At 51.4% G+C, this 11,268-nt stretch carries 9 protein-coding genes; 1 reads left to right on the forward strand and 8 read right to left on the reverse strand.

Features of this window, described 5'->3' with window-relative positions:
- Nucleotides 1–351 precede the first annotated feature (351 nt).
- The 8 genes from P8N76_23095 to P8N76_23130 all read right to left on the reverse strand — a co-directional run bounded on the left by P8N76_23095 (nt 352) and on the right by P8N76_23130 (nt 8,624).
- Nucleotides 352–648 carry a hypothetical protein gene (locus tag P8N76_23095; GenBank protein ID MDG2384574.1) on the reverse strand — a complete coding sequence of 99 codons (297 nt, stop codon included), beginning with the start codon at nt 646–648 and terminating at the stop codon, nt 352–354.
- A 66-nt stretch (nt 649–714) separates the two neighbouring features.
- Nucleotides 715–993, reverse strand: a complete 279-nt coding sequence (locus P8N76_23100) for a hypothetical protein (GenBank protein ID MDG2384575.1) — start codon at nt 991–993, stop codon at nt 715–717.
- A gap of 454 nt (nt 994–1,447) precedes the next feature.
- On the reverse strand, nt 1,448–2,260 hold the full coding sequence (locus P8N76_23105; protein MDG2384576.1) for a PEP-CTERM sorting domain-containing protein: 813 nt from the start codon (nt 2,258–2,260) through the stop codon (nt 1,448–1,450).
- 426 nt (nt 2,261–2,686) lie between these two features.
- On the reverse strand, nt 2,687–4,459 hold the full coding sequence (arsA, locus tag P8N76_23110; GenBank protein ID MDG2384577.1) for an arsenical pump-driving ATPase: 1,773 nt from the start codon (nt 4,457–4,459) through the stop codon (nt 2,687–2,689).
- 26 nt (nt 4,460–4,485) lie between these two features.
- Nucleotides 4,486–4,854: an arsenite efflux transporter metallochaperone ArsD gene (arsD, locus tag P8N76_23115; protein ID MDG2384578.1), complete on the reverse strand. Its 369-nt coding sequence runs from the start codon at nt 4,852–4,854 to the stop codon at nt 4,486–4,488.
- Between the two features lie 447 nt (nt 4,855–5,301).
- Entirely contained in the window at nt 5,302–6,186 is an 885-nt protein-coding gene (locus tag P8N76_23120) for a sulfotransferase (protein MDG2384579.1), read from the reverse strand.
- A gap of 221 nt (nt 6,187–6,407) precedes the next feature.
- Complete coding sequence (locus P8N76_23125; GenBank protein ID MDG2384580.1) at nt 6,408–7,940, reverse strand: sialate O-acetylesterase; 1,533 nt, start codon at nt 7,938–7,940, stop codon at nt 6,408–6,410.
- A gap of 267 nt (nt 7,941–8,207) precedes the next feature.
- Entirely contained in the window at nt 8,208–8,624 is a 417-nt protein-coding gene (locus tag P8N76_23130) for a hypothetical protein (GenBank protein MDG2384581.1), read from the reverse strand.
- A 672-nt stretch (nt 8,625–9,296) separates the two neighbouring features.
- Here P8N76_23130 and P8N76_23135 point away from each other — a divergent pair.
- The gene (locus tag P8N76_23135; GenBank protein ID MDG2384582.1) at nt 9,297–10,883 is read left to right on the forward strand and encodes a TolC family protein; all 1,587 of its coding nucleotides are present in this window, start codon (nt 9,297–9,299) and stop codon (nt 10,881–10,883) included.
- Nucleotides 10,884–11,268: the final 385 nt, after the last annotated feature.

The raw sequence follows: 11,268 nt of genomic DNA on the forward strand, positions 1-11,268 counted from the left end.
CGCACGTTGCTCATAAAGCTGGTTAACGCGCTAGCTGAATTACTCAACCGCCAGAATTTATTCCCCTCCATCGGATGGAGGCGATTGCAAGCAGCGTTCTCATCGGTTCCCCCTCGTCCCGTTGAAGTGTGTAGCACGTCCGCCAGTAAACCAACTTGGCAGAATCTTGTACAGCAAATCGCCTGCAGGCGCTTCAGGTACCACCGCCTCAGATGGTCCCTGAAATGGTCGTTTTGCCCCCTGCCCGCAGACGTGATTTCGAGCCTTTTGTAGTAGGTCTAGCGGGTTTTCAAACCACCGAATCCGCACCTAACAAACAACATGACCAGCTGACATGAGCGCCCCAAGAAATCACAACCCTCGTTTTTCTTGGTAAGGCTTCGCATATTCTTCCAAGGACGCTCGAATTGTCGATCGGGTTTCATCACTGGAATGTTTCGCGGTTTGTTCCAACATCTTCATGAAGTGTTCAATGCCGGCAGGCTCCACCGGACAGCCAATATTTCCGTTTGGCCCATCGGCACTAATCAGCTCGTCACCTCCCGCGTCCAAAATCACCATCCACGGTATCCCACCGGTTCGATCACCACGAAGCCGAGTCGCCACTTGTTCGCCATTCGTCATCTCATCCGTGTCAATCTTGACCACGATATAATCCTCAGCCAGCAATGCATGATTCGGCTCGAGAAACTTCTCGAGTACGCCACACCACCCTCACCATGGTGCCCCCAGATGAATGAAGACGTTCTTGTCCTTCACTTTGGCTTCCGTGAGCGCGTTTGCCAAAACAACTTCGGCATCAGAAGATTTCGTATCCGGCTGAGCGGATGCGGCAGACGCAGACCCATCCAGCGGCGGATCGCCAGCCACAACAGACTCTTTGCTGCCCGGATCGACTCGATCAGTCTGGCTGTTTTCCAGAGCAGTTCGACTACAAGCTGAGATCAACAAGAGCACCACCATGCTTGAGTAAAAAGCATCCAAGCGTCTCATCACTTCCCCCTTGAAATGCGTGATGGCTGATTCGATTCACCATCAAAAAATGAAACCCAATTACAGGGGACAAATCCGAACGTTAGCGATCATAAATATCCGCGATTGACCGTTTCAAGGCAAGCGACATCGTTCAGGGACAAATTAAACCTCCCCTCGTTCTTTAGCCCTGAAAATCGCACTCGAAACGATCGCGAACTTTTCTTCACAGATTTCATCTCGTTCATCAAAGATCGATTATCCGTCTCTTCACCCGCTTCCTCAGCGATTCTGACCGGAACAATTCTCGACATGAAATCGCCAACATCGCCTGAGGCGATTCGACGTCTCCCAAATCTCACGATGCATCCGAATCGCTCAACGGCCATTTCTTACCATCACGGCAAGGTAAAAAAAATCCGCTGACCAACGGTCAGCGGATTCGTAATCAAAACTGCTTATCTAAAAATCATCACTAGCTTCGCTTGCGGAAACGCAGCAAACCAGCCAAGCCGATGAAAACGATCGTCAACGACGACGGTTCCGGAATCGACAGCGGCGATGCGCCTGCGGCCAAGCTCGCAACTTGACCGTCGCTTAAGGCGAAATCATAGATCGCAGCATCATCGATGTTACCCAAGAAGTTACAGCAATCACTTCCACGGAGAATACCACCAAGGGTCGTAGTGTCCGGTGCGAAACCATCATTGACGAACGAAGCGTAATCGAAACTCTGGTCTTCAACGCCATCGATGTAAAGAGTTCCAACATGATCCGTGTCGACCCACGCCATGTGACGCCAAGTATCATCAAACAGATCGCCATTCGAGAACTGATGACCAGGACTTCCACCATTTCGGAAGAAGAAATCAAACTTTGCATCGGAACTGTTATTCTTTGTGCCCAAGTTGAACAGCGGATTGTTATTCGTCGTCATGCCTTCAGAAAAGACTCGGTCGTCCGAATTCGCTGTTCCCTCGCCTTTCACCCACATGGAAATCGTGAAAGCCGATTGAGTGGTAAGAGGCAAGTTTGAATTCTGTGTTACGTTCACCAAGGTTCCGGCAGCGCCATCAAAAGCGGCGGACTTACCACCGGCGGGCAAGCTAGTTGGAATGTCCGCATCAAAGGATACGCCACCGAGGATTTCTCCCTCGTTACCGTTTCCTGATTGATCGGCTGTGTTGTCGTCAAAATCCCAGTAACCCACCAATCCATCCGCGCTGGCCGACGAAGTCAGGGTCAGACTAAGACAAAACAAGAAAAGAAGAGAGTGCCGCAACTTCATAAAGAACTCCTCGTGATGAGAACGTCGAAAGATCTCGTGATAAGAAAAAGCGAATTTTTTTTCGCGTAATTTCGTATTCTTCGAATCTGTTCGGCTCAGTAGCGTTCTCGTACGGGAGAGGAATGGCGACGAAAATTCGTCGCCATAGAACGGAGGCGATGACTGATTTCTGTCAATTAGGTTTCCTGATTCCGCCCTCTTTCGGACAAGATAATTTTGCAAAGTTCACAAAACTGAGCGCAAAAAATGGCGTCGCATAAAAAGCGTGTTAACCAATAGCAACACCCATCGAAGGAGCCATCCAATCAACCCCGAGTGAAGTTCGGCTAGATCTTTATCTCATCGCAGGTTGCATGGCGCTGATTGCATGGCGCTGATTGCATGGCGCAGCATGACCGATGGCATCCGCGCTTGAAACGCGACGACTTAAGATCGAGGAGTCGAGACAATTTGGCGCAGGCCAGCTAGTCCTATCGGGGGAATCTCTTGCCAGGGCACCAGCGCGATACGATCAGCCAACTTGTTCTGGACCATCGCAATGAAATGTCGCTCATGGTGCTGCCGCTCCATCAAAACGGGATCCGTAACATTCAGCGGAACCAAACTTTGATTGACCACCCAAGCGTAAGGCTCGATTTGAGCTCTGCGCAGATCTTCTTGCAACCTGGCCGCTTCGTGCACCGGAGTAGCTTCCGGCACCGTGACGATCAAGACGCGGGTAAATTCGGGATCACGCAACAAAGGAAGTAACTGGGAAACTGGAGGAGAAATCTGAGTCGACTGTCGATCCAGTTCACGATGGTAAGCCAGTGCGGAATCCAGCAGCAAAATGGTGTGACCCGTTGGCGCTGTATCAAGTACAACGAATCGATCGGTACCATCGGAAACGGCCCTGGCAAATGCACGAAAAACGGCAACTTCCTCCGTGCAAGGTGAGCTCAAATCTTCCTGTAATAACTTTTTCCCCGCCTCATCGAGATTTTCACCCGCTGTCTGCATTACCTCCTTCACATAGGCGGATGTTTCCATCTGCGGATCAATGCACGCAACCGATAAATTTGCAAGTTTCTCTTCAGCCAAGGTTGCTGACAAATGGGAAGCTGGATCGGTGGTCGACAGATCAACCTGAAAACCACGTTCAGCGAGTGCGACCGCGACGGCTGCAGCAACAGTCGTTTTCCCGACGCCGCCCTTCCCCATGGCCAAGATCACGCCATGCCCACTGGCAGCAAGCTGGTCGATAATTGAACTAATTTGATCTGGCTGAGATTCCATCATCCTTGCATCGAGCGAGCGATTGATCGAGGTAAGTTCCTGGGGTGCATGAATAACCTGTCGCAGTGCGTCAATCCCCAACAAACTGCCGGAAGCAAGCGGCACGGTTGTCCGATGCAGTGCCTTTAAGTCGACTGGCATCTTGGCGAGTGCCGTCTGGCAGCGAACTTGGAGCGACTTCGCCACGCGATCACCGACGGCAGGATTGTCGAATGCTCCATTTACAATCAGATACTGATTTTCGACGCCAAGTTTTTTCAACTCAACACTCGTTCTCGCAGCTTCCCGGGACGCCGATATTTCGGGACGGGTTACAAGTACGAGCGTTGTCAAATCAGGATCACGCAGCGAATTAACCGTTTCCTGATAGACCTGTTGCTGGACTTGCAAACCGGCCAATGAGCCCAAGCAAGAGCTTCCGGTCGTGTTGGCCTCCATGAATCCGGTCCATGCCGATGGCAAGGTCAACAATCTCAATGTATGTCCGGTGGGAGCCGTATCGAACACGATGTGATCAAACGATTGCGTCGCCTGCTGATCACCGAGCAACCGCGCGAATTCATCAAACGCAGCAATCTCTAAGGTACAAGCGCCGGAAAACTGCTCCTCCATACTTTCCACTGCCGCAACAGGTAGTACTCCACGATACGGTCCCACAATCCGTTCGCGATATTCACGAGCTGCTAACTCGGGATCGATATTCATCGCCATCAAATTCGCAACTAGGCGAACAGCGGTTGGCTTCGTATCAAGTGGGGTGGCCAACACCTCATCCAAATTAGAAGCTGGGTCGGTTGAAACAAGCAAGACTTGCCGACCTCGATCGGCGAGCTCAATGGCAGCCGCACAGGCCATGGAAGTCTTGCCTACTCCGCCTTTCCCAGTAAACAAGAGATTGCGAGTAGGATCTTTGAGAAACTGCATGGAAAACCGTTTTCGTTGACACCCAATCAACAACAACCCGTGTCGCCACAGCAACCGCCATCATCCGCAATCGGTAGTGAGGTCTTTTGCTGTTTTGTTCCCGTCCACAAGGCGAGGTTATCCCGAGTCGGATATTCGCTGCGGCTCACGATGCGATCATCGACGATAATCAAAGGCAGACATTCGACCCCTTCGTCAGCAAGCATCTGTTGAACGATTGGGTTACTCGAGAATTGGATCGGGTCTTGTGCCAAATTAAACCGATCGACATGGTTCCCCTGTGATTCAAGCCAATCAAGATCGGCTGCAAAACGGGGTAATACCGGATCGACGTCGGGTCCACAGACACCTGTTGAACAACACATCGCTCTGTCGAAAATCTGAACTTTGCTCATCCCGATCTCCTCGATTCTTGAATCAGACTTCGTCAACCACACAGGATTCCTGCTCAACGACAGCAGCCCGAAGCAGCGTCACATCACGCTGTCCCACGAAGACCTGCCTGCTTATCCACGACGAACCATATCGCCAACTCGTCATGGAGTCAATAATCGATCCATGGGCGGGTTCCCCATCCGATCCAACCCAAACGACCTGGGCTCACCCCGTCCGAGTCCCTGACTCTGCCCAGCCTCTATGGGCGACAATGCCTGAGCTGCCTTGAGACAAACCGCAGCTTAAGACATCTACCATGACACATCGATTGCGAACCGCCAACCATGAAAACAACCGGTCATCTTGCCAAGAGCAGGCGAAAACGACTTGTCCAGCCGTGCATAGCAACGAACAAGCTGAGCCGTCGCAGAAAATCCAGACGTTTTCCTAGGCAGATACTGAAATTCCTAGGCAGATACTGAAATCGTATGATTTAGTGGGTAACCATAAGCCCTTAATCCTCGATTCGCCCAAAACGTGGCGAGCCACCATTTGAAGGGCGAGATTTGATGCTGGTATTCCTGATCAAACAGAATTCTTTTCGGACCTTTTCGACGCATTCGATTGCCAGCAAACACATGGTGTTCCTGTGCCCAAAACTCAAGCTGTTGAGGCTCGAACTCCAGTCCAATATTTGCAAGGACCCGACGAAGCTGCTGCTCAGGACTGGTCACCAAGTCTTCGTATCGAACACGACAGTAACGAAGTTTCTTCCGCCGAATAATGCGGGAGACAGCTAAATTGATACGATTCCATGAACGAGCAGCTGAATAAAATCCATACGACCTTTTCTTCCAGATCGAATCAACCGAGCCTTTCCTCTTCCTACGCATTCCTTTGCGTTGGTAACTAAAGGCCACAGCACGAGCATCGCGAACCATATGCACGACGAACAAATCAATCGCTGAAGATCGAACAAGTTTATTCAAGCGTTGAAGGCTTTTCGAGCTGTCGCACAAAAAACGTTCTTTTCGAACAGAAGTCATCGCTCGCAGCAACGTCAAATTCCGTGATGCGAACTTCGACAAGTCATTTGTGTTGACTTCAAAACCGGACGCCCCATCGGCATGCTCGACTGACTTCCTGACTTGCTGCCAATAATCACATTCCGAAAACTTCACGCCGCACATGCAAAGCGAATCGCTGCGCAGTAAATCAGGTAATTTCTGCTCAGCTTGCGACAGCTCACCGGCGCTTCGAATTTGGGAATGCGACCCGAACATCAGGTCGAGCAATGTCGTGCCACTGTGGCCAGCACCTGCAATGTAAATCAATGGAAAAGTCTGACTCATACCCACCGGTCCAGAAGATCTCGGGACACCACATAACAACCGTCTACCAGCGCCGATTTTAGATGACTTTTGCTCCTGCTCCTAGATCAGGTTATCCCGCGAAATCTTGCCTTTCCATGCCCTGCTAGAATCCAACCTAAGTCGAATGGAATGTCCCTCTTTTGCGATCGTGCCAAGCAATTCAACAGACGACTGTTTCCATCAGAATCGGGACTGCTCCCTCAGTCGACAAATGGGGCCGGAGCACCGTCGAGCATGGCCAGATCTGAACAAAAGGGCGAAGCTGGAAGGCCAGCTCGATTGTACAACTTGCAAGTCAGAGGATTAATCTCGTAGGCATAGCGAACGGCAAGCGGCTTCGTTAAACCGTCGCACTGAACCTCAACAGTCTTATCACGAATGATGGCAACAGCCGGAGACCAACGTCCTTTTTCATCAGCCAGCTCAAAATGGGCCAACTGCCCATCGACTTGTTCCTGTGGCGGAGACAATCCATCTTTCCTTGCAATCATGAGTCCACTTTCGGAGTGCGAGAAATGAACGATTGCTCGGTCATCCAAAAACTCAACTCGGTCGAACAATGGACCACTGGAAGCAATCGGTTGCTTGTAGGCTTTCGACAAAGCCATCAGGGCAAGACGCTCGCCCACATCAACTTTATTCGCAGGATGAATATCCTCGTCGAGCAGATCGATGGTGACGACCATTCCGGCATGAGGCAGTCGAGCAACCTGGCGTTGCTGCTCTCGCAAATAAGGCCAATTGGGTCCGGCGCCACTTCCTGGTAGTTGGACAAAATAGAAAGGAAGTAAATCGTCGTTGAAGGCATTTCGCCAGCCAGAAATCAAGCCACGCATCTTATGCTGATAATCCCGAGGATCCTCACCCTTGCCTGAATTTGACTCCCCTTGATACCAAATCACCCCACGCACCGAAAAACGTTGGATCGGCGCAATTCGAGAATGAAATAGCCTCGCGGGCAACCAGTTCTCATCTCGAGCGCGCACACCGCCCGACAACTGCCGAAGACCCACCAGATCACTCTGATCACCAAGCTCCAGTTCGCGACGCAGCGTCGGATGCGACGCGAATGCAGATCGGGGTAGGTAAGGCTCAATGGGAGTTCCGCCCCTTGACGAGTCTACGATCCCAATTGGCACCCCTAAATCTGCGGATAGTCGACGAGCGAAATAAAAACCGACCGCTGAAAACCTTGAGGCAGTTTGCGGGGAACAAATTACCCATTGACCTGAACTCCTGAAATCTGCCAAGGGCTGTGACGCGGCAGCTTCAGCGATCCGGCGAAAACGTAGGGAGGGAAATGATGCGACGACCAAATGCTGCTTCGCAGCTGGTAGCCGTGAAGCCACAGAGGCCAACGTCATTGCCATATTGGATTGGCCGCTGGCGTGCCACACGTCTCCGACAACAACATCTCGAAGCACCACCTCTTGCTGACTACCACTGACCATCAAGTCCCGCCCAGACGAAGCCGCACCCATCGGCTTCAATTCGACGATCCAAGCCCCATTTTGATCCGCTTTGGTCGACAATGCTTGATCTGCAAAACGAACACTCACTGGCTGACGACTCCCAGTCCAGCCCCAAATCTGAACTGGCTGATCGCGTTGCAGCACCATGCGATCCCCAAAAATCTTGCCCAACCGCAACTCTGCACCCACCGGATTGGTCAGAATCACGAGCATCAAGATTGGCGCGAGCCACCGAATCCCCGATAAAATTTGATTGATCATGGTTGCCTCTAATTTTTGCTCACTCGAGCCTACGAAGTCGATAAGTCGCAGCCTTAGAGTAACAAAAGCACCAAAACATCGCCAAACTCTCCCAAAAACGAGGGAGCCTCAGCCGTTCTCGACGTTCTCAGCAACCGTGATTCGGAAGCGATCGAAAGTTTCAAAAAAAGCGAGACACCCACTAAGTGGTGTCTCGCCTGATCCGACATCGTCGTTCGATGATCGCGTTCACACTGCACAAAACGGCAAAGCGTGCCCGCTGAACATTCAGCCCACATTCCAATCGTTACTGAACCATTCCACACGATCGGCACGACGAGGGCTGTAGTTTTTGTCAGCCTTAAACTTGTGTTGTTGTAAGAAACTCAGAAACAAATCAAATGGAACCTGCACGTGCTGGGCCACTACATCCACCTTATCGCTCTCCGGCTTCCAATCGTAGAGCAAGGAATTGTCGCGTTCGAACCATTCGTCCAAATACTTTGCATCGGTCGGACTCGTCGCCAACAAACCGCAACGATGTTTGCAAAGAAAACCTAATAATTTGCTAGCAAGCATCCTGGTATTGGCTGCATCATCCCCCATCGTGGCAGCAGCAATATTCCAAAGACTCACGAACTGATCTTCGTCCAGATCTGCGGGTTTTACGGTGAATTCAATCTCAGTCAGGTCAAGCGTTTCCATGAAAACCTCATTTGGAGCAAATAAGCAAATGGCCGTATTCAATTCGGCAATCCGTGCCGATGGGCCAGCAAGAAGAGCACTGTCTTAGCAATTCATTATCCGGCTGTCCATGGATCCAAACCCAGATTGTGAACGCCAGCAACGATTGATCTTCACCCAGCCTGCGGCCACTCCAACCTCTTGGCCCGCGGTAGGGGAAATTAAACCCGAGCAAACCTCTAAAATTTTGATCGCAGATTGAAAAACGGCGAGTTCAAAGTCGCCGGCTTCATGGTCGATTCGAGGCAACAACCGCTCAGAAATTCCGATCAAAGCCGACGGCCATCTCTTTTGCTTTCCCGCAGCAAAATCCGCCCATCCGCCGATTAATTGAGCGTCAAGAGCAGCCGTGCAGGCCATTTTTTCCTATTTCTTCGCGATAGCTTGTCTACCGCATGCATGACTGTCAACTATTTCTGACCTATGAATGTCAACGTGATCGTCAAAGTCAATCATCTTTTCGCTCTTGCCTCTTACCCAAATGCTACTTTCAAAAACATCCGCAGGACCACTCCTCCTCTTACCGATAGCAAGATCTGCAAACGATATAGTTCCATTTGCAAACAGCTGGTAAGAGGCATCGCCGATTTGGTCGCTACTATTTTTCTTGCGATGGCAACTTGGAAATTGGCAATGAACAACAAAAAGCGAATTCACGCACGAACTGTGCGAATCCTCGGATTTGTCGCGGAGAGGATCTGGCCCGTGACTCTCCTGAGTCTGGTCGGACTCTCACTTGCGGGATGCGCATCTCCACGGCAACCAACGAGTTTGGCATGCGGCCCTTCCAAGAGCTCAGTCGTCTCCAGCAGAGCCGAACGGATCCCACCAGAAGTAACGCGAGTCGCACACACGGCGGTGGAGGAGTCGAGGGTCGAGGTCGTTCACCCTGAACAACTCCCCTCCCAGATCATGCACAGGCAAACATCGCTTGACGAGTTGACGCTTGCTGCGGAAGTCTCGAATCCATTTTTGCGTCGCCTCTTCCAGGATTACCAGGCTGCCCGCGCGAAAGCTCAGTACATCGGCAAATTGCCCGACCCAACCATTGGAACCAATGTATTTGGTCATCCAATCGAGACGGCTGCTGGAGCTCAGAGAGCGAATCTCACCGCAGCTCAGATGCTACCCTGGCTGCCTCGACTCAATGCGCAAGCGCAGCAGGCTTATTTTGAAGCAGCAGCGATTGGTCAACAGCTTGCATCAGAACGACTCAAAGTTTTCGCTCGTGTACGTATCCTTTGGTATCAACTTTACGTCATCGAGAAACACATCGAAATAAACACGGCGAACCAGCGTTTGCTGCAATCGCTCATCGACGTCGCCAACGCGCGCGTGGCAACGGGCAACACGTCGCAAGGCGATGTTCTGATTGGCACCTTGGAATTCAGCAGGCTTGAAGAATCCCTTGTTGAACTTCGTCAACAACGATCTTCGACGACATCAGAGATCAATCGACAGGTAGGCCGATCGGCCGAAATCCAGATTGCGTCACCTGAGCAATTGCACGTTGTCCTACCCGCCTGGCATCACTCCATGCTTCGGGATGCCGCCTGGGCCAATCAACCTGAAATCGAGTCGGCCAGAATTCGCACCCAGGCTTCGCGTTGGGGAATAGAAGTCGCCCGACTCCGTCGCCGTCCCGATGTTTCACTCAACGCTAACTGGTTTGCGATCGATGATAATCGTCCGCTCGTCCCTCTTGTTGATGTCGGACAAGATGCCTGGTCAGTGGGCGCGACGCTGAGCGTTCCGATTTACCACAAGAAAAACAATGCCATCGAACGAGAAGCTCGTTGGCAGCACGCCGCGTCTCATTCAACCGTAGAAGAAATAATGCAACGTTACGATTCTGCAATTCTTGATTTGTGGGAACAAGCACGCGCGGCAGACAAAACAGCGAGACTGTATCAAGATACGATCATCCCTGAGGCAGAACGCGCATTGAATGCGGACCAACAATCCTATGCAAACGGCGAAGTTGAATTCGATCGGGTGATCGGCGACTTCCGTAATTTGCTGACTCTCGAATTGGCGCACTATCGGTCGATCGGCCAACTGGCGACGGCAATCGCCAGAATTAAACAGGCGACAGGCACGGAACTTGCCGAACAGCCCGTTCCCCCCAACGAGACATCGCAGCAGTCTGCAACCGCAGAGTTTCCGGAGAGTCGCCCGTCTCACCCCCATCGGCCCCCAGAACCTGCCGAGATCGATTAGGATTTAGCCTTGTCGTCTGTCTCTTTTGCAGTGATACTTGCTAAGGCTGGACCCGCATATAGTATTTTTGGCGAGCAGATTTTTGCATGTTTATTAAACGCATCCGACCTTTAGCATCGGCCTTAGTGGCAACCGCCTTGTTGACCAGCCAAGTCGTTGCTTCGATACCGTCGCGATGTGGATGTTCTGAGAGTGGATGTTCTGAGAGTGGATGTTCAGCAAGGTCTGAGCAGGAAACCATTCAGCGGATGGCAAAAGGAACAGACTGTTGTTCAGCTGCCGTCGCCGAAACCCATTGCAACTGCGAAAACGGCTGCGATCCGTGCGACAGATCGCCTCACTGCAGTTGTGGCTTGACTCCGATCAAAGTTCCGACTCAAAAAGA

This window comes from Pirellulaceae bacterium (assembly GCA_029243025.1).
Classification (GTDB): Bacteria; Planctomycetota; Planctomycetia; order Pirellulales; family Pirellulaceae.

Bases quoted from the DNA above. Each gene is read 5' to 3' on its own strand.
- P8N76_23100 (MDG2384575.1), bottom strand. From the start codon at position 993: ATGAGACGCTTGGATGCTTTTTACTCAAGCATGGTGGTGCTCTTGTTG.
- P8N76_23105 (MDG2384576.1), bottom strand. From the start codon at position 2,260: ATGAAGTTGCGGCACTCTCTTCTTTTCTTGTTTTGTCTTAGTCTGACC.
- arsA (MDG2384577.1), bottom strand. From the start codon at position 4,459: ATGCAGTTTCTCAAAGATCCTACTCGCAATCTCTTGTTTACTGGGAAA.
- arsD (MDG2384578.1), bottom strand. From the start codon at position 4,854: ATGAGCAAAGTTCAGATTTTCGACAGAGCGATGTGTTGTTCAACAGGT.
- P8N76_23120 (MDG2384579.1), bottom strand. From the start codon at position 6,186: ATGAGTCAGACTTTTCCATTGATTTACATTGCAGGTGCTGGCCACAGT.
- P8N76_23125 (MDG2384580.1), bottom strand. From the start codon at position 7,940: ATGATCAATCAAATTTTATCGGGGATTCGGTGGCTCGCGCCAATCTTG.
- P8N76_23130 (MDG2384581.1), bottom strand. From the start codon at position 8,624: ATGGAAACGCTTGACCTGACTGAGATTGAATTCACCGTAAAACCCGCA.
- P8N76_23135 (MDG2384582.1), top strand. From the start codon at position 9,297: ATGAACAACAAAAAGCGAATTCACGCACGAACTGTGCGAATCCTCGGA.